This is a genomic window from Sulfitobacter sp. F26169L (assembly GCF_026410285.1).
In the GTDB taxonomy this organism is placed as follows: Bacteria; Pseudomonadota; Alphaproteobacteria; order Rhodobacterales; family Rhodobacteraceae; genus Sulfitobacter.
The window spans coordinates 459531-478507 of sequence record NZ_JAPMLP010000003.1 but is presented as its reverse complement, the minus strand read 5'-3'; the positions used below and the strand labels follow the sequence as shown (position 1 = coordinate 478507).

The following is an 18977-nucleotide window of genomic DNA, read 5'->3' as shown; positions in this document are numbered from 1 at the left end:
TGTAACGGAGGACGGGGCAGAGGGGAAGGGTGTGATACATCACGTAAACTGGCGACTGGACAAGACCGGCAGGACCGTTAGGTTCTGCTATGGTGTGAATAGTGAATGTCAGGGAGCAGGCACATGGATAAATTCGGTAAAAGCCAACCTATCAAACGGGTTGAGGATGTGCGTTTTCTGACAGGGGCAGGGCGGTATGTGGATGATATTGCGCCTGATGATGCGCTGCATGCATTTGTTTTTCGCGCGCCGGTTGCGCATGGTGTAATTTCGGAACTGGATGTCAGTGAGGCTGCCGAAGCCGAAGGTGTGCATCTGGTGTTCACGTGCGCTGATCTCGAAGCGGCGGGTGTGGACATTGCGATTTCTGGTGCAACCTTGAAAAATCGCGACGGTAGCACGTCTGCCGCACCCCTGCGCCCGATGCTTGCGAAAGAACGGGTACGTTACGTAGGTGAACCGGTGGCGATGGTTGTGGCGCAAACCTACCAGCAGGCCCGCGATGCGGCCGAACTGATCATGTTTGATGCAGATGAATTGCCAGCCAAGATGTCGCTGGAGCGCGGCGGCGAAGCCTTACACAGCGAAGCTGCCGACAACTGCGCGTTTGACTGGGGCATGGGCGATGAGGACGCTACCGAAGCGGCCTTCAAGGGTGCGGCAAAAACTGTCGCACTGGAGGTCGGGGACAACCGCATCATCGTAAATTCGATAGAGCCCCGCGGCTGTTATGCCGAATGGGATGGCACGCGCCTCCATGTGGCCAACAACGGGCAGGGCGTCTGGGTCCACAAGGCAAATTTGGTAAAGGCCTTTAGCCTGGACGAGGCGAATGTGCGTGTGACAAACCCTGATACGGGCGGGGCATTCGGGATGAAATCAATGTCCTACCCCGAGTATTTTCTTATCAGCCATGCGGCCCGTGTGCTGGGCAAGCCGGTGCGCTGGATGTCGGACCGTACCGAAGCGATGCTGAGCGATAATGGCGGTCGTGATCTGGTGTCGTTGGCGGAGCTTGCATTTGATGAAAACAACAAGATCACTGCTTACCGTGTGCGCACAAAGTGTAATCTTGGCGCCTACAACAGCCAATTTGGCCAGCCGATCCAGACCACATTGTTCAGCCGTGTTCTGGCTGGCACCTACGACATCCAGACAACGTGGTTGCAGGTGGAGGGTTACTATACAAACACCGTACAGGTTGACGCCTATCGCGGTGCGGGTCGTCCCGAAGCGATTTATGTGTTGGAGCGGGTGATGGACCGTGCCGCCCGTGAACTGGGTGTTGATCCGCTGGAACTGCGCCGGATCAACTTCATCAAGCCTGAACAGTTTCCCTACCTGTCGGCCACAGGCGAAACCTATGATGTGGGCGAGTTTGACAAGGTTCTGACGCGCGGCGTGCAAGAGGCAGACGCGGCGGGCTTTGCTGCGCGTCGTGATGCCGATGCAGCCAATGGGCTGCTGCGCGGGCAGGGGTTGTGTTATTACATCGAAAGTATTCTGGGCGATCCCAGCGAGGGCGCAAAAGTCAATTTCCTTGCAGATGGTACGGTTGAAATTCTTGTCGGGACGCAATCGGGCGGACAGGGCCACGAAACAGTGTATGCTAAATTCCTGAGCGATCAGACGGGTATTCCGATGGAAGCCATTCAGGTTGTGCAGGGCGACAGCGACCGGATTGCGCAGGGTGGCGGTACGGGCGGCTCGCGCTCGGTCACCACGCAGAATAACGCCACACTGGCCACTGTGAGCAAGATCAAAGAGGAGTTTACCGCGTTTCTGGCAGATGAAATGGGCGTGCCTGCCTCGCAGATCAGCTTTGACGACGAGCGGTTTCGCAGCGACGGTTCCAACCTGACGCCTACCATGCTGGAGGTTGCCGAAATGGCCCGCAGCAAGGGGCGCGACGATTTGATGAGCCATCACGAGCGTGCCACACTGGATGGCCGCAGCTTTCCCAACGGGGCACACTTCTGTGAGGTTGTGATTGATCCAGAAACAGGAATAGTGAAGATCGACCGCTATACCGTCGTTGATGATTTCGGCAACCTTATCAACCCGCTGCTGGCCGAAGGGCAGGTTCATGGCGGTGTGGTTCAGGGGATTGGACAGGCGGTGCAGGAGCGCGTGGTGTATGACGAAGACGGTCAACTGCTCACGGCATCGTTTATGGACTATGCGATGCCACGTGCGTTGGATGTTCCTAACATTTCCTTCACCAGTGAGCCTGTACCCTCGACAGCAAACCTGATGGGGATGAAAGGCTGCGGCGAGGCGGGAACCGTCGGCGCGCTAGCGGCTGTGTCCAACGCAGTGCAGGACGCGCTGTGGGACAGTGGGGTGCGACAGGTCGACATGCCCTTCACGCCACACAAGGTCTGGGAGTTGTTGAATAGTGAGGCCATTGCTGCAGAGTAATAAGGATAAATCTTTTCTGAGGCGGCTTTTTGGCCGTCTTTGGAAACGCCCTGACAGTGATTTCAGTCCTGTGCGCGGGGTTCAGGTACATCTGGTCATTCTCGATGGTACGATGTCCACCCTCAGACTCGGGCGGGAGACCAATGCAGGCATAGCCTACAGGCTGGCGCAGGAAATGGGCGGCAGGGTTTCGATTTACTATGAACCGGGGTTGCAATGGGATGACTGGCGCTCGGTGCGCGATGTTGTGACCGGACGGGGGATCAACCGCCAGATCAAACGCGCGTACGGATATCTTGCATCGCGTTACCGCGAGGGGGATCGTGTTTTTCTGATGGGGTATTCGCGCGGTGCCTATGCTGTGCGCTCGCTTGGAGGGATGATCGATTGCATCGGTCTGCTGAAACCCGAACACGCCACCGAACGGAACATTCGCCAAGCTTATCGTCTGTATGAATCCGCGCCGAACGGCAGCGCAGCAGACGCATTTTCAACAGCGCACTGCTGGATGGAATTGCCAATAGAAATGGTAGGCGTCTGGGATACTGTAAAATCACTGGGCATCAACGCGCCGCTGGTCTGGCGGGTGAGCGCGGCGCGTCACGCCTTTCACAACCATGCGCTGGGTGCGGGTGTGAAGCGGGGCTATCAGGCACTGGCATATGACGAAACACGCACGGTTTACAGCCCCGTTTTATGGAACAGCGATCCCGCGCGACCGGAGCAGATTGAACAGATGTGGTTTCGTGGTACCCACGGTGATATCGGCGGACAATTGGGCGGGCGCAACGCCGCGCGTCCGCTGTCCAATATCCCCTTGGTCTGGATGCTGGAAAAAGCACAGGCTGCCGGATTGCCCCTGCCTGAGGGATGGCAGAACCGTTTCGTGCAAGACGCCTCTGCCCCGTCAATCGGTACGTTTGCGGGGTGGGGCAAGGTATTTATCCTCCGCCGCAAACGTGTCGTCGGGGCCGATCCGTCGGAAAAACTGCACGAAACGCTGACCCAACGCTCCGAGGGAGTGCAGAAGCCGCGCGCGATGGAAACCGCGCAGCCCTGACTTGCTGGGTATCGATTGAATTGCCCTGATTTCAGGCGATTTTCATTACGATGCAGGTTGTTGACCCCGTGGCGTAGAGCTTGTCGTCCTCCACACCGCGGATCTCGCCATGGGCCACACCGGTAGAGCGGCCCACATGATCGGTCACACCGATACAGTCCACTTCTGTGCCCAGCGGGATCGGGCGCAGGATGTTGATCTTGTATTCCAGTGTCGTATAGACCGAGCCGCGCGGAACGCGGGTCATCACAGCGCAGGCCATCGCGCTGTCGAGCAATGTGCCGTACCAGCCGCCATGCACCGTGCCGAGCGGGTTGGATACGTTGAATTCCGGTGCGCCGCGGAACACGCAGCGGCCTTCCTCGACGCTGTACAGCGTATACCCCATGGTCGCGCCGATGGGCGGGCCGGAGTTTGTCCCGTCCAGCATTTTTTGCATGAACTCCAGACCGGACAGGGTCAGGACTTCTTCCTGGTTCAGCAATTCATCGGGTGAGGTTGCAATCTTTCGCATTAATCGTCGCTCCGGCTCTGGGTTCCTATCCAGCCTAGAGCCGATTTGCAGGGGACTGCAAGGCGTTACGCCACGTTTGAGAGCACGGATTGGGATGTCACGCCCAGTGCGCGGCAGACATCGCGGGTCAAATCCGGACGGTTAAGCGTGTAAAAATGCAGCGCATCCACACCTTCCGATGTCAGCTCGCTGCACAGTTCGGTGCACAGGGAAGTCGACAAAAGCTCGGTCCGGTTGTCACGCTCGGCGGCGCGGTACGCTTCATCCATCCACGCGGGGATCTTCGTGCCGCAGCGCACGGCAAACTTGCGCGCGGATGCCCAGTTGCTGATCGGCAGGATGCCCGGAACGATGGGTTTTGTGATCCCTGCGGCGGCGCACTGGTCGCGAAAGCGCAGGAAGCTTTCGGGTTCAAAGAAGAACTGGGTGATCGCCTCGTCCGCGCCTGCATCGAACTTGCGCTTGAGATACTGGATGTTTGCATGCTGGCTGGCCGCGTCGGGGTGGCAGTCAGGATAGGCGCCCACGCGGATGGTGAACTTGTCCTGCAAAGCAAGGGCCTCAATCAATTCAAGCGAGTTGGCGAATCCTTCGGGGTGGGGCGTAAATCGTTGCTCTCCCGCTTGGGGATCACCGCGAAGGGCGACAATATCAGTAACACCGGCGGCATGGAATTTCTCAGCGACTTCCATCGTTTCCGCAACGCTCGCGCCAACGCATGTCAGATGCGCAGACACCGGAAGTTTGGAAGTCTGGTGCAGCACATGGGCGGCGTCATGGGTCAGATCGCGGGTTGTTCCACCCGCACCATACGTTACGGAAAAGAAACGCGGGGCCAGAGGCGCCAGTGCATGGGCCGTTTCCCACAGGCGAAACGAAGCATCGACGGTTTTCGGTGGAAAGACCTCGAACGAAACAGCGGGAAGGGTCATTTGTGATATCCTGTTTTGGTTTGAACCTTTGTTGCATGTGGTGCTAAGTGAGGCAAATTCATAACTTTCATCTTCAACATGAGGCGCACCTCATATGCATATCGAATTCAGGCACCTGCGGACCATTCAAGCGATCCACAAGGCGGGGGGGCTCGCACGGGCTGCGGAAATGATGAATATAACGCAAAGCGCGCTGAGCCATCAGGTCAAAGGATTGGAAGATCAGGCCGGGGTGGAATTGTTTGTGCGCCGTTCCAAGCCGCTGAAACTGTCCCCGGCGGGGCAGCGATTGCTGAAGCTGGCCGAACAGGTGTTGCCACAGGTTGCAGCACTGCAAGAGGAGTTCAGCGGGTTGCGCGATGGCAGCACTGGCCGGATGCACATCGCAATTGAATGTCACGCTTGTTTTGAATGGTTGTTTCCCGTGCTGGAGCAGTTCCGCCGAAGTTTTGGCGAAGTGGATGTGGATATCCGTCCCGGACTGGCGTTTGACGCGCTGCCTGCTTTGTTGCGTGAGGAAGTAGATCTGGTGATATCATCCGATCCCGAGGAGATCGCAGGTGTCGAGTTTATCGAACTGTTTGATTATCAGGCGGTATTTGTAGCGGCCAGTGCCCATCCGCTGGCGCAAAAAGCGTATATAGAGGCTGAGGATTTTCGCAGCGAGACGCTGATCACCTATCCCGTGGAGCGCACGCGGCTGGATGTGTTCAGTCAGTTGCTGATCCCGTCCAAGGTGGAGCCTGCGGCGATCCGGCAGGTGGAACTGACTGCGGTAATTTTGCTGCTGGTCGCGAGCAATCGGGGCGTGTCGGTGCTACCTGATTGGGTGGTGCGGGAGGTGAAATACTCCTCCGATTACGTGACCCGCCCGTTGACCGAGAAAGGTATCACGCGCAGTCTTTTTGCAGCGATACGCACAGAAGATCGGGAAAAGCCGTTTATGCAGGAATTGCTGAATTTGGCGAGTGTGGAAGCGCGAAAGTTGCAGGGAGTATAATATTCACTGTGCAGGTGGTTGTTGTCGTCAGCTATTTACCCAACCATGGTCGCTGACCAAGATCACTTTATCTTAGCGCGTATGCCGCTTCTAGGTCTTTACCTAACCATTGGGAGTTAGACGCCTTGCTGTCTGGAGAGAGATCGACGCTGGCCTAAGCAAAGGTCTAATTTGCACAAAAAGCCGGCACAAAACTATCGACCTGACAATTGCCGAGATCAGCGGCCATGAAGTTTAGCTGTTGGTGGTGATTGATCAACACGGGTGACTTGACCTGTACTGCCCACTGAATGAATACGCCCGCGCTTTTTTCGTTCTGATCAAGACTTCCGTGCCATGAGTTTCCTCCTGTCTGGGTCCAATCCAGTTAGGGTGCCATTTTTTCCGCTGTGAAACCGTTCCCAAAAATGCCGCTGTTGATCGACGTTTGAAGGGCGTCTACTTGCGCACGCGCAGCTTCTTCAATCGCTGCGGGACATCCGGTAAATTTCTGCCCGCGGAGCTCGATAGCCCGTGTTCCGGCGCGCGACTGAATGCGCGTGGCGCTTAGGGCATCGGGGGCCGGAAACCTGTCTTCGTCGTGTTCGAACTCGATGTCGGAGTTTTCTTCTGCATCGGCCGCCCGTCGCGCTTTTCCTCGGCGGCGTCATATTCCATCGCTGACTCCGGCTCTACGCCCTCGCGATGCACGATAAAGGGCTTGCCCTCGCCACCAAAGCGTTCGTTCACCTGCCGCGAGGTCCGGTCTGTCCATTCAGCGTTTCCGCCTTTGTTCAGCACAACTCCGGTGTCCCCCTCGGGACGGGGTTCGCCAAAGATAACCTCTGCCTTTTCAAGTGTGACATCAGTGGCGCGTTGGACAACGCCGCTTCCGTCTTTTGGCACGAAGAACACACCGACGGATTGCGCAGACGCAGACGTGCCCATGAGGAAGGCGATCAAGGTAAGGCGTTTCATTCGGACTCTCCGGTCAATCGTTCCAGCAGGGTGTTGAAGCGCTCTTCGTTTAGCCACGCGTAAAAGGGTTTGAAGAACCGGCTGAGCTGGATCAACGCAATGTCCGCCAGAAGTTTGGGGTCGTCCGTTACATCATGGCAGAAGGTTCCGGTTGGAAGTTCCGTGCACGGTCCAAGGGACCGCGCGCTGCCGCTGGTTCAGGGTCCGTAAATTGGGCCGTCAGGCGTCCGTGTGACCATGTTGAACGCAACCACTCCGTTGTTTGTCTTTATCGGGCGCTCGGCACCCCAACCAACCGGAAGGTTAAATGAAATTGGAATTTCGCCCATCTTTATCGCGCATTTCACTTTCGGCGAGCAATAGAAGGGAGTCTTGATCGGCGGGCCAGCGCCTTCGCCTTCTGAACGGATTACAACCACATGCCCCAGCCGCCATTCTGTCGCGTGGATGAAGTTGGAAGACCCGCTCATGCCGTTGGTGGTTGCGGTGACAAAATAGGAATCAGGTGGCATTTCCGCTTGGTAATATCTTCCCCCGTTGGAGGGCGCGTATTCGCCATCCTGAGCATCACCTTGAATAATCGATCAATCGGTCGACATCTTAACCTGTTGGCCACGTTCGTCATAGGCCGCGATACTGACTGGTGCCGGGTCAGGATTAGCCGATGCAAAGAGAAGCCCCAGCTCGTTAGGCCGAACCAAATTCACGATGAGGCTGCTGGCAGTGCCGCCGTCATACTCCATAACGCCGCGCCAGATCGCGCCGTTGTGGGTCAGCTTGCCAGCATAGGTGCGATCCGAAAGGTTTGCGACGAAGTTCATGACATCCCCGTTGCGGGTCACCTTGAAATTCTCGTGGCCGGTGGTTTCGCCAAAGTTCCAGTCCCTTGCGTGCACGTGGATACCGACCGTGGTAAACTTGCGCATGTTGACCACGTTGGTGCGAAAAAACCAAACGATAGAGGCCCGCTTCGGTCGGCACGATCAGCTTAAACCCTTCGGGGGTTGCCATATTTTGTATACGGTGCTGCGACCGTAGGATGCGTCCGATAATGCCTGATCTGCGCGCAAGAATAAAAACTGGTTTCTGTGACTGCTAGGGCCAGCCCAGAGCGCGTCGATAATAGCACCGGGTTCGGCTTCGCGCGCGCCTTGCCAAACAGGGGGATCTCAGCAGCAAAGGCTACGGGAATGCGGCAGTATTCCTCGCGGTTTGTGCGCATCATAACCGGATCGTAGTCGCCCGGTGTCGTTGGTGAGGTGATCAGATTTAGGTTGGACATACCTGCTCTGGAGCCGATGTTGCCACCCTTGATGCGTAATGTCTCGTCTGTGCAGCCGAATGGGTAAAGATAGGTATAATAGTGACTGTTGCGATCAACGCTCATTGCATTCTTGACCATCACGAAGTGCTGGTTGGCCAATGGGAGTCTGTCAGGCCGCAAAACTGGAAACTGTCCGTTGCGGAACAAAATATAGTCGGGGGCTACGGCTTCGGTATCGATTACCAAAAGCGTTGTGTTCTGCATAACATCTGCCACCAATTCACCCGTAACGTCGCTGCCTTCAACCCGAACTGTAACACGTCCGACAGGCAGGCTGGCGGTCAGGCCGGGGACCGTGGCCGTCGCCTCTGTCAGAGTGCCAAGCACGGTGTCGCCGACATATACAGTCGTGTCGTCGGGGAGGCGCATGGTTGGCGGTCCGTTGACGCGGAGTGTCAGCTCTTGCAAGTGGGGGATCGCTTCAGCCACTTCTTGCTTAGCCGTGGCTTGTGCGACATCGCCCATAGCGTCCGCCAACTCCCCCGCATCAGCCGCGTTTTTCCAAGGGGCCGCAGACCTGCCACCGGTGCGGCGATATCGGCCTCCTGATCGGGCGTTGCAAGTGCTTCAATATCTGCACAATTTCCGCGTGCGCGGTGACCGTATGCTATCAGTCCCGCACGGGTGCCAGCCTCTGCCCAGTCGCCCAGCAGCCCGCGAAATGCATTATGCGCGATTTCTACCTTGGTGACGCCGTCCGCCTAACCCCACATGGATCCAGACATGTCAAACACAACCATCACAACGCGGCGCTCGTCTTGTGCGAGGCTAACCTGTGTTGTGAGTGCAAACATCAAAAACGACAAAAGGAAACGCATGCTAAATCTTGGCATGAGGTGTGCAGAGGTACCGGGGCGGCCGTGATTGAAAAATCGGAACAATTTTTTTCGGTCCACACAAGCTCCGGACATCCTTAGCTTTTCGGGCAAAGGTTTTTTGTCGGTAATCAGATCACTTGCAGACTCGATGGTGGCGGCTGGATCGCCAGCGCAATTCTGGCAGTCGGCGATCCAACCGGTAAATATGGGCCTCACAAAAGTCATCTTCATGGATTTGTCGCCCCGTACTGCGCTGCGCATACTGCAAATATCTCTGACGCATGGGCCGAGGGCTATCGGGGGGCGGTCGAGGACTGATCGGACCCTTTTTCGCGACACTGTCTAACAGGGATTGCACCGTAACTTACGGGGATTGCGCACCTTAAGGATCACTTCTAGTTATCGCAGGTCGAACTGGATCAGATTGCAATAAGCAGCGCCGAACTTAATAATCTTCTCAGGTATGTCTGTGACGATCCATCCCGCTGTATGCGGTGTTGGGGTCGGGGTGAGCCTGATGATGAACCTCACGGCGAACGGGTTTGCCAAATTACGCCTGAAACGCGAAGATATGTGGCGGGCGTGGTATCAATTGACCTATGCAGGGTTGGAACGAGTTCCCAATTTCAGGTTGCTGCCTGTATTAACCTAAAAACAACGCGATTGCCTTGCCTATGTTGCTGATGGATTTCGGACGACCGAAGTTGCGCACAAGCTGGGATTATCCGAAGCCACCGTCGAGCTTCATTTGCGCACACACCCAGGCGCCAAGACCAGCGACCAAGCGGTGGCAATAGCTGTACGGGCAGGGTTGATCTGACGATAGACCCTATCGGGCTAAGAGCATTCGAGCCCACATTACAGAAGCGGACTTTCGTGGACGTCGTTGCTTGAACTCGCACGGCCAGTTGCGGCGGCTGCGCAGTAGTCCCCCGCGCCGCCTCATCAGGCGGCGCGGGGTTGTTCGTTAGATAAGTTTAACGATTGCTTTGCCTGTGTTGCCGCCTGTCAGCAGTTTGATAAAGGCGTCGGGAGCGTTTTCCAGACCTTCGGTGATGTCTTCCTGAACTTTGATAGAGCCGTTAGCAATCATCGGTCCGACCTCTTTGTGGAAGTCGCCCATGCGGTTCCAATGGTTGGATATGATAAAGCCGTTTACGCTCAGAAAGTTGACAAGGATTGTGCGCCAGAGTTTTGGAGCAGAGAGCGTCTTTTCGATGGCATCGGCACCAAGGCCGCCTTCGTTATACCACGCAATCATGCCGCAAATTGGGATGCGCCCGAAGGGGTTCATCATCGGCAGAACGGCTTCCAGAACCTTGCCACCGACGTTTTCGAAATAGATATCTACACCTTTCGGGGCTGCTTCCTTGAGCGCTTCGCTCAACTCGGATGCGGTGTCATAGGCACGGTGATCAAGACAGACGTCAAAGCCGAAATGTTCAACGGCCATTTTGCATTTCTCGGGACCGCCTGCGATGCCCACAGTGCGCAGACCTTTGGATTTTGCGATCTGCCCGACCATGGAGCCGACGGGGCCGGTGGCTGCGGCGACGACAACGGTTTCGCCTTTTTTCGGCTTGCCCAGTTCGGTTAGGCCGTACCAGCCGGTTAACCCGGGCATGCCGAGCACGCCTAGTGAATAAGTGATTGGTGCAGTATCGGGATCAACCTTTGCCAGACCAGCCGCGGGGGCAACGGCGTGTGTGGCCCAGCCAAAGCCGCCCATGACAAATTCGCCAACTTCAAAGCCGTCAGCATTTGAGGCGATGATTTCACCTACCGAGCCGCCTTCCATTTTGCCATCGACAGGAATGTTGGCGGCGTAGGATTTTGCATCGTCCATGCGGCCGCGCATGTAGGGATCAAGTGACATATAATGCACGCGGACCAGCACTTCGCCTTCGCCCGGCGTAGGGATGTCATGTTCTTCGAGGCGGAAGTTTTCAGGTGTCGGCGCGCCGTCAGGGCGGCTTGCGAGTACGATCTGTTTCATTTTTTCAGTCATGGGATCCTCCGTTGGGTTAACCTTCAACGTAATGACGAGGAATGCATGTACAAGCGGCACGCTGCGTCACTGCCTATTGGCATTTCGTGGATGACACCCTAAGAGGGCGTTGATCCATACAGAAAAGGCCGCGATGACATGGTAGGCAGTGCAAATCTCAACATTATGATCAAGGCCGCACGCAAAGCGGGTCGTGCGCTGGTGAAGGACTTTCGCGAAGTCGAGCAGCTTCAGGTGTCCATGAAAGGCGCGGGAGATTTTGTCAGCCGTGCCGATCTGAACGCCGAGAAGATCCTAAAGGACGAATTGCGCGCGGCGCGCCCGACCTATGGCTGGATTGCCGAAGAGGGCGGAGCGGAAGAGGGCGAAGACCCGACACGCCGCTGGATCGTTGATCCGCTAGACGGGACCACGAACTTTTTGCACGGTCTGCCGCATTGGGCCGTTTCCATCGCATTGGAACACAAGGGCCAGATCGTGGCCGGCGTAATCTTTGATGCTGCCAAGGACGAAATGTTCTTTGCCGAAAAAGGCGCAGGTTCATGGCTGAACGAGAGCCGCCTGCGGGTGTCGGGCCGCAACAAAATGATTGAATCGATATTCGCCACGGGCATTCCTTTTGGCGGTCGCAGCGATCTGCCAGCGACATTGCAGGATATCGCACGTCTCGCACCTGCGTGCGCGGGTATCCGGCGCTGGGGGTCTGCGGCGCTTGATCTGGCCTATGTCGCAGCGGGGCGGTACGATGGCTTTTGGGAGCGTCGCCTTAACGTTTGGGATCTGGCTGCGGGCGTGATCATCGTGAAAGAGGCCGGTGGGCTGGTGGAGGCATTGAACCCACAGGGCGATGTTTTGCAGGATGGCGAGATTGTCGCCTCTAACGAAGCGGTATTCACAAATTTTTCCAAAGTGGTGCGCGGCTAAAGCTATGCGGTACGATCCGACGGGTGGTTAATACCGTCTGTCCATCGGACCGGTTCGTGCTGCCATGTATCTATACCTGCGATGCAGCCCAGATTGATCCCGCATTGGGCAGGATCGGCGCGGCGTTGATGGTAGAGATAGATGCCGCAGGTTTTACAGAAATAATGTTTCGCTGTATGAGTGCCCCAGCTGTAAAGTTGCAGGTTGTGCGCGCCCTTTGTGACTATCACGCTTGATGTGGTTGCTGTGACCGCAGCAGCCTGCCGCCTTTTGCAGAAGGAACAGGTGCATCTGGCGGCATCAGTCAGGCCATGAGGCAGTGTGGCGCGCAGGGCGCAGGCGCCGCAATGACAGGATGCCGTTATATCAAGGCTCATCGTCTTTTGACCTTTGGCAAGGAGCTGGGCAGCACGTATTGTGCGGGTGGATGGGGCGGTCGTCCTTGCGTCCTGCTCCAGAAGGCAGGGCCGCCACGGCGCAGCCAAAGCGGAATTGTCAGAACAATGCCGGCTATAAATCCGCCTGCATGTGCCCAATAGGCGACTCCGCCGGTGGCCTGCATGGTTCCCAATCCACCGACAAATTGCGTCGCAAACCAGAGGATCAGCATGATCCATGCAGGGATCGGGAATATGCGGAAAATTATGATCAGGAACAGCAGAATGTCGATTTTCGCCTTCGGGAACAGCAACAGATAGCTTCCCATGACACCCGCAATCGCACCGGATGCGCCGACCATCGGGATAAATGATGCCGGATCCATCGCAACCTGTGCCAGACCGGAGAGAACCCCCGCAGTGAGGTAAAAGCCCAGATAGGGCAGGTGGCCCATTTCGTCCTCGATGTTGTCGCCGAAGATCCACAGGAACAGCATGTTTCCGGCCAGATGCAGCCAGCCGCCGTGCAGGAACTGCGAACTAAGCAGCGCGCCATAGCCATCGCCCATCGTGATGCGACGGGGCAAAAGCGCCCAGTCATAATAGAACTGTGCAAGCGCGCGTTCGTCGCCTGAAATAGGCAGCATACTGATGAAAATACCTATGTTTGCGGCCATCAGCGCATAGGTCACATAGGGAACGCGGCCCGAGGGGTTATGATCACGGATGGGAAACATAAGACGCCACGTTCCGCGATTGTCCGGCGGGCGTCAAGGGATGACAGGTGTGATCTGGCGGACATGCTGACGCATGACTGGACTTATGGCGCGCGCGGCAGATGTGCGCCCTTGAACAATGGCGGCGGTAGCCGGGGCGCGCGGGGATGCGCCCCGATCTGATGAGCATAGTCGAGTACTACGCCGATGCCCCCAACAGGGCCGCGTTGCCACCCGATGCGGTTGTATCGACGCAGACGTGCCGCTCCTGGCGGACGCGTGCGGTATCGGGCAGGCCGCGCAGCAGTGGTATGATCGGGCCTTTGCGCAGTGCCAGCGCCTGATCGTATTTCCGCGCGGTTTCGTCATCGCCCCACCACAGGACGCCGCCGAACTCGGGGCCGGTGGTGAGGTCTTTTGCGTCGATTTCACCGGTTGCGGTAACAGCAACACCGCCAAGCGCTTCGACGGCACGTTTCTGGGCCGCAGCGGTTTTGGCTGTTGGTCCGGCGCACAAGATCGCTGCGCGCGGCAGGGTGGAGAGACGGTTGCTTTCCCCCGTTGGACCGGGCAGGGACAAGGTATCGATGATCTGTGGTGCGTGCTCCGGAAGGGGCGGTAGGGCGGCTTTGCTGTCCCATGGGGCGGGTTGTTCTGCCACATCGGGGGTGGAAAAGCGTGGCAGATAATTCGGGCCGCCTGCTTTGGGTCCGGTGCCGGACAGCCCTTCGCCGCCAAAGGGTTGCGAGCCGACGATTGCACCGATCTGATTGCGGTTAATGTAGATGTTGCCTGCCTCGATCCTTTCAGAGACGTGCTGCACGCGGTCGTCGATGCGGGTGTGCAGGCCGAATGTCAGACCGTAGCCTGTGGCATTGATGGCATCGATAACGGCGTCAAGATCGCCGGATTTGAAGGTGGCAATATGCAAGACCGGGCCAAAAACCTCCCGCTCCAGTGCGTTGATGCTGTCAACCTTGATAATTGTAGGGGCGATGAAAGTGCCGTGGTCCGGCGGGGAAAGCTCCGCGACAAGACGCCCCTCGCTGCGGGCGGTTTCGATATGGGCGGCGATCCCTGCACGTGCGGCTTCGTCGATGACGGGGCCTACATCAGTGCTCAGGTCCCACGGATCGCCCATGCGCAGGGCCTGCATCGCGCCGATTAGCATCTTTTGGAAGGGTTCTGCGATATCTTCCTGAATATAAAGGCAGCGCAGCGCAGAACACCGCTGGCCTGCGGACTGGAACGCGCTTTCGATGATCGCTTGTACTGCCTGTTCGGGCAGCGCGGTGCTGTCGACAATCATTGCGTTCAGGCCGCCTGTTTCCGCAATCAATGGCGTGCCGGGGGCGCAGTTGTCGGCCATGGCTGCGCGAATACGCTGCGCCGTGGCGGTTGAGCCGGTGAAAGCCACCCCGTTGATGCGCGCATCCGACGTCAGCGCCGCGCCGACCTCACCACCGCCGGTCAACAGTTGCAAAGCCGTGAGGGGCACACCCGCTTCGTGCAGGATCGTGGTTGCCAGATGGGCAATCAGCGGTGTTTGTTCTGCGGGCTTGGCAAGCACTGCGTTTCCGGCGGCAAGTGCCGCACTGATCTGGCCGAGGAAGATCGCGAACGGGAAATTCCATGGCGAAATGCAGGTGAATACGCCAGCAGGCGGCGTGTTGGTGGCCTGTGCAGCGTAGTAGCGCAAAAAGTCCACACCTTCGCGCAGTTCGGCCACGCAGTCGGGCAATCCCTTGCCTGCTTCACGGGTCAGCAGTGCGAATATCTCGCCGTAGCGGTTCTCGTAAATCTCTGCGGCGCGCAGCAGTGCCGCGCGACGTTCATCCAGTGGCGCACTCCACGGCGTCGCGGCATCCAGTGCCTTGGCCACATCGGCATCAGTTGCGTTGCGCACGGTGCCGGCCGGTTTTCCAGTGCCCGAAGGGTTAATCACATCCTGCGCATCTGCGCCCGTCGCACCACCCGACACCAACGGTACAGCCTGCCATGCGTGATCAAGGAAAGGCGCGCGCGCGTCTTCTATCGCGGTCAGTGTCGGTGTGTGGGTCAGATCAAAACCACGCGCATTCGCCCGAAGCGGATAGAAAATTTCCGCTCCGGTAGGGATGATCGCGATGCTGTCTTCAAGCTTGGCAAACGGGTCGGCGGCGACCTCTTCGGGGGGCACTTCCTCATCTACGATCTGGTTGACGAAGCTGGAGTTGGCACCGTTTTCAAGCAGGCGGCGCACCAGATAGGCCAGCAAATCTTTATGCGCGCCAACGGGCGCGTAGATGCGGCAGCGGCTGCCGTGTTTTTGCAAAACAATGTTGTGCAGTGTCTCGCCCATGCCGTGCAGGCGCTGGAACTCATAGCCTTCTTTGTCATGGCCCATGTGCAGCACAGCGGCAACCGTATGCGCGTTATGGGTGGCGAACTGCGGATAAATGCGATCCGTCATGCCCAGCAGCTTGCGTGCATTCGCGATATAGCTGACATCTGTGGCCGCCTTGCGGGTAAAGACGGGGAAACCGTCCACGCCCTCAACCTGCGCGCGCTTGATTTCGGTGTCCCAATACGCACCTTTGACCAAACGCACCATGATCCGGCGGTCGTGTGTTTTTGCCATATCGTATAGCGCATCAATAGCGCTTGCGGCGCGTGGGCCGTAGGCTTGGACGACAATGCCGAAACCGTCCCACCCCGCGAGCGCGGGTTCCGACATCACCGCGTTGATCACATCCAGCGACAGGCCAAGACGATCAGCCTCTTCTGCGTCGACGTTCAGGCCCATGCCTGCGGATTTCGCCAGCAGGCACAGCGCGCGCAGACGCGGCACCAGATCCCGCATGACGAAGGCCTCTTGTGCCACCTCGTAACGGGGGTGCAGGGCGGACAGCTTTACCGAAATGCCGGGGTTTTTGCGGATATCATCATGGGTGCAGCCCCTCGCGATCGAGCTGATCGCATCGGAGTAGCTGAGATGGTAGCGTCGTGCATCTGCCTCGGTGCGCGCGGCCTCGCCCAGCATGTCATAGGAATAAGTGAAACCCTTCGCCTCCATCCCAGCGGCGCGTTTCATGGCGCTTTTGATATCCTCGCCCAGAACAAACTGGCGGCCCATTTCCTTCATGGCGCGGGCCACTGCGGTGCGAATAACAGGCTCGCCCATGCGTTTGATCGCCGCACGCAGGTGGCGGATGGGGCCGGGCTGTTCATCGTCCAGCACACGACCCGTCAGCATCAACGCCCAAGTCGATGCATTCACCATGGTCGAGGTCGAATGCCCCAAGTGACGGCCCCAGTCAGACGGTGCGATCTTGTCCTCTATCAGCGCATCCATGGTTTCGGCATCCGGTACACGCAACAGCGCTTCGGCCAGACACATCAGGGCAACACCTTCGTCGGTAGACAGGCCGTATTCGGCTAGGAACACTTCCATCATGCCGGGCGCTGTGGTCGCGCGAATGTCGCGCACCAGACCCGCGGCAGCGGCACTGATTGCGCGCCGTGCTGACGAGTCCAGCGCGGCTGTTTCTATCAGGTTGTTTAGAACGGTATTGGGATCACTATAGGTGCCTGCATCAATGCTGGCTCGCAGGGAGGATGAAGTATCACGTAGCATTTTCTGGCTCCGAATGTAAACTTTGGCTAATGTAGCGTAGTGTTAGTAGTCATGTTGACTGAAGATGCCAAAATTACAGGGTAGAATGCGCTATTTTAGGGAGATTAGTGGTGCAAAACACTTTTGATCTGGACCGGTTCGATCAGGCGATTCTGGCGACGTTAGCTGAAGACGGGCGCATCAGCATCACGGATCTTGCCAAACGCATCGGCCTGTCCAAATCACCGACACAGGCGCGCCTGCGCCGTCTGGAGGAAAGCCGCGTTATTCTGGGGTATCGCGCGATGCTGAACCCGATCCGGTTGGGGCTGGATCATGTGGCCTTTGTAGAGGTGCGTCTGACCGATACGCGGGAAGCAGCGCTGTCCGCCTTTAACGCGGCAGTTGCGCGTGTGCCGCAAATCGAACAGGCGCATATGATTGCCGGAAACTTCGATTATCTGCTAAAAGTGCGCACCCGCGATATGGCCGATTACCGTGCGTTTCTTGGAGATACGATTTCAGCCCTGCCGCATGTGGCGTCCACCTCGACCTATGTGGCGATGGAAGCGGTGAAAGAAGTGATGCTGTCCGAAGGAACATGAAGCAGCTTCGGAAAGCGGCATCAATCAAGCATGCGGATCAAGTTGTTTATGCCAACCCCGCGTCCGGGGGAAATCGGGCAGGGGGCTGGCGCTGATGGAACTGCCCAGTATCAATAAGACGTGCGGATTGCGGTCCTGAGGCACACACACCATCGGTGTCAAAAAGCCGCTCTGCTGGCCGAAGAGCACCATTTGGCTCAATTGATCAAGACTTTTTGACAATTGCGCAGTTGATACATTTACACTGCGCGCGCGATTAGTATTGTGCAGCAGTCGCAGACTTATGTGCTCTGTGACATGCGGGCGTGATGGAATGGTAGACATACCAGACTTAAAATCTGTTGGGGTGTAGCCCCGTGTGGGTTCGAGTCCCACCGCCCGCACCACTATCTAGGTTTATCTTTATATTTTTTAATTGATTAGGTTGAGACTGGCCTTGGTCTATTCCATGGCCCGCCTTTCGCTGTGCATTGATGTTCCACTAAACGACCGGCGTCTTTTCCGACGTTGCTTTGGGGGCAGACAGGGTGGAAATGCGTCTGTCGGCTTGTTCTGGACAAGCAAGAAGTGCTGCCGATCGATTGACAACACTCGATACGGAAGAGTGCAACAATACGTGACGAATTTGAGGATTGTTTCGAAGCGACAAATTTCCGCCACTATTCACCGTCAGGTTGTAGGGAGAGATTAGAAACCGGGAATCGGGTGATTTCCGAAATGTGTTCTGGAGAGAGTGATGAAAATTCTGGCGGTTGACGATGATCCTATCATCTTGGAACTGTTATCGCAATTTGTTGACGTAGTAGGTGGCCATCAGCTGGTGACTGCACCCTCTGGCAACCACGCGCTGGACCTTGTTTATGCACAAGAAGGCGCTGCTTTCGATTGTTTCCTGTTTGATATCCAGATGCCAGAGATGGATGGCATCGAACTCACTCAAAAAATTCGCAGCATGAAGAATTTTGTTGATACCCCTATACTTATGCTGACGGCCATGTCCGACAAAAGGTATATTGATGCGGCATTTTCCGCTGGTGCAACCGACTATGTAACCAAACCTTTTGAAGTTGCAGAGCTTAAGGCCCGTCTACAATTGGTAAATGATCTAGTGACCACCCGACGGATAAAAACGGACAAGATTTTTGCCGTCCAATCGCCAATTACGCCCGCCGTACAGACCAACAGCGGATCTGTGATCGAACTCCACGATCCTATCTCAATCTATGATGTCGAAAACGTCATAGAATATCCGGCACTCGAAAATTATGTTCGGCAACTCGCGCGCGGTTCTCTATTTGGCTCAGCCACATTTGCTTTCACAATCCGCAAGATCGAAGAGCATCATCATTTAATGTCCTCAGCAGAGTTCTCGTTCCTGATCTCTGATGTCGCCGAAGTTATTTCTGACACATTGGCAGGTCTTCAATTTCTGATGTCCTACGCTGGCAGCGGCACCTTCGTTTGTGTCACAGAAAGCGGCTGGCGCCCTAACATGGCTGTTCTCATGGACGCTGTGAACCTCTCGCTTTCGCGCACTGAACTTTACGACAACTCGGGTCAGCAACTTTTCGTACGGGTGAGTGCGGGTGAGGCGATGAGGATGATCTGGAAATGTGAAAATACGGTTATGGAAGCCATTTCTGCGGCTTATATGTCAGCCGAGGAAGCGAGTGCTGCACATGAGCGGTCGATGAATGACCTTTGGCTTGCTCCACAGCGGGCATGA

General features: G+C 56.8%; 17 protein-coding genes, 1 tRNA gene and 1 pseudogene. 8 read left to right on the top strand and 11 right to left on the bottom strand.

Translation table 11 applies throughout. The annotated features are described in order from the left end of the window. The first annotated feature begins 123 nt into the window (after positions 1-123). Positions 124-2421 (top strand): xanthine dehydrogenase family protein molybdopterin-binding subunit, encoded by a 2298-nt coding sequence (locus OS189_RS09130; RefSeq protein ID WP_267166980.1) that lies wholly within the window; start codon positions 124-126, stop codon positions 2419-2421. Beyond that, entirely contained in the window at positions 2408-3481 is a 1074-nt protein-coding gene (locus tag OS189_RS09125; protein ID WP_416237469.1) for a T6SS phospholipase effector Tle1-like catalytic domain-containing protein, read from the top strand. Before OS189_RS09130 ends, OS189_RS09125 begins: the two co-directional genes overlap by 14 nt. A 31-nt stretch (positions 3482-3512) precedes the next feature. Here the strand turns inward: OS189_RS09125 and OS189_RS09120 are convergent, their stop codons facing one another. Continuing rightward, positions 3513-3995 (bottom strand): PaaI family thioesterase, encoded by a 483-nt coding sequence (locus OS189_RS09120; protein WP_267166979.1) that lies wholly within the window; start codon positions 3993-3995, stop codon positions 3513-3515. 65 nt (positions 3996-4060) lie between these two features. Beyond that, entirely contained in the window at positions 4061-4927 is an 867-nt protein-coding gene (gene metF, locus OS189_RS09115; protein WP_267166978.1) for a methylenetetrahydrofolate reductase [NAD(P)H], read from the bottom strand. A 94-nt stretch (positions 4928-5021) separates the two neighbouring features. On the opposite strand from metF, the gene OS189_RS09110 reads away from it, so the two are divergent. Beyond that, complete coding sequence (locus OS189_RS09110; protein ID WP_267166977.1) at positions 5022-5927, top strand: LysR family transcriptional regulator; 906 nt, start codon at positions 5022-5024, stop codon at positions 5925-5927. Between the two features lie 546 nt (positions 5928-6473). Here OS189_RS09110 and OS189_RS09105 read toward each other — a convergent pair. From OS189_RS09105 to OS189_RS09085, 5 genes are all read right to left on the bottom strand, one after another. Then, a complete protein-coding gene (locus tag OS189_RS09105; protein ID WP_267166976.1) occupies positions 6474-6884 on the bottom strand; it encodes a hypothetical protein in 411 nt (136 codons plus the stop codon). A 197-nt stretch (positions 6885-7081) separates the two neighbouring features. Continuing rightward, positions 7082-7396 carry a hypothetical protein gene (locus tag OS189_RS09100; RefSeq protein WP_267166975.1) on the bottom strand — a complete coding sequence of 105 codons (315 nt, stop codon included), beginning with the start codon at positions 7394-7396 and terminating at the stop codon, positions 7082-7084. A gap of 72 nt (positions 7397-7468) precedes the next feature. Continuing rightward, positions 7469-7810: a hypothetical protein gene (locus OS189_RS09095; RefSeq protein WP_267166974.1), complete on the bottom strand. Its 342-nt coding sequence runs from the start codon at positions 7808-7810 to the stop codon at positions 7469-7471. A gap of 62 nt (positions 7811-7872) precedes the next feature. Beyond that, complete coding sequence (locus OS189_RS09090; protein WP_267166973.1) at positions 7873-8673, bottom strand: hypothetical protein; 801 nt, start codon at positions 8671-8673, stop codon at positions 7873-7875. Between the two features lie 236 nt (positions 8674-8909). Continuing rightward, a complete protein-coding gene (locus OS189_RS09085) occupies positions 8910-9257 on the bottom strand; it encodes a hypothetical protein (RefSeq protein WP_267166972.1) in 348 nt (115 codons plus the stop codon). 433 nt (positions 9258-9690) lie between these two features. Here OS189_RS09085 and OS189_RS18705 point away from each other — a divergent pair. Next, a pseudogene (locus OS189_RS18705) lies at positions 9691-9846 on the top strand (LuxR C-terminal-related transcriptional regulator); the annotation flags it as partial. Positions 9847-9993: 147 nt separating this feature from the next. Here OS189_RS18705 and curA read toward each other — a convergent pair. Continuing rightward, entirely contained in the window at positions 9994-11034 is a 1041-nt protein-coding gene (curA, locus tag OS189_RS09080; protein WP_267166971.1) for an NADPH-dependent curcumin/dihydrocurcumin reductase, read from the bottom strand. A gap of 138 nt (positions 11035-11172) precedes the next feature. On the opposite strand from curA, the gene OS189_RS09075 reads away from it, so the two are divergent. Next, a complete protein-coding gene (locus OS189_RS09075) occupies positions 11173-11958 on the top strand; it encodes an inositol monophosphatase family protein (RefSeq protein ID WP_267166970.1) in 786 nt (261 codons plus the stop codon). Positions 11959-11960: 2 nt separating this feature from the next. Here the strand turns inward: OS189_RS09075 and OS189_RS09070 are convergent, their stop codons facing one another. The 3 genes from OS189_RS09070 to putA all read right to left on the bottom strand — a co-directional run bounded on the left by OS189_RS09070 (position 11961) and on the right by putA (position 16667). Then, positions 11961-12335: a GFA family protein gene (locus OS189_RS09070; RefSeq protein ID WP_267166969.1), complete on the bottom strand. Its 375-nt coding sequence runs from the start codon at positions 12333-12335 to the stop codon at positions 11961-11963. Continuing rightward, positions 12332-13072, bottom strand: coding sequence for a rhomboid family intramembrane serine protease (locus OS189_RS09065; protein ID WP_267166968.1), 741 nt, complete (start codon positions 13070-13072; stop codon positions 12332-12334). The genes OS189_RS09070 and OS189_RS09065 overlap by 4 nt, the downstream gene beginning before the upstream one ends. Positions 13073-13250: 178 nt before the next feature. Then, positions 13251-16667, bottom strand: a complete 3417-nt coding sequence (gene putA, locus OS189_RS09060) for a bifunctional proline dehydrogenase/L-glutamate gamma-semialdehyde dehydrogenase PutA (RefSeq protein ID WP_267166967.1) — start codon at positions 16665-16667, stop codon at positions 13251-13253. Positions 16668-16777: 110 nt separating this feature from the next. Between putA and OS189_RS09055 the strand changes: the two genes are divergently transcribed. The 3 genes from OS189_RS09055 (at position 16778) to OS189_RS09045 (ending at position 18977) form a co-directional block, all read left to right on the top strand. Continuing rightward, on the top strand, positions 16778-17251 hold the full coding sequence (locus OS189_RS09055) for an Lrp/AsnC family transcriptional regulator (RefSeq protein WP_267166966.1): 474 nt from the start codon (positions 16778-16780) through the stop codon (positions 17249-17251). A gap of 299 nt (positions 17252-17550) precedes the next feature. After that, positions 17551-17637: transfer RNA gene (locus OS189_RS09050), tRNA-Leu, on the top strand. Positions 17638-17987: 350 nt separating this feature from the next. Further along, positions 17988-18977 (top strand): response regulator, encoded by a 990-nt coding sequence (locus OS189_RS09045; RefSeq protein ID WP_267166965.1) that lies wholly within the window; start codon positions 17988-17990, stop codon positions 18975-18977.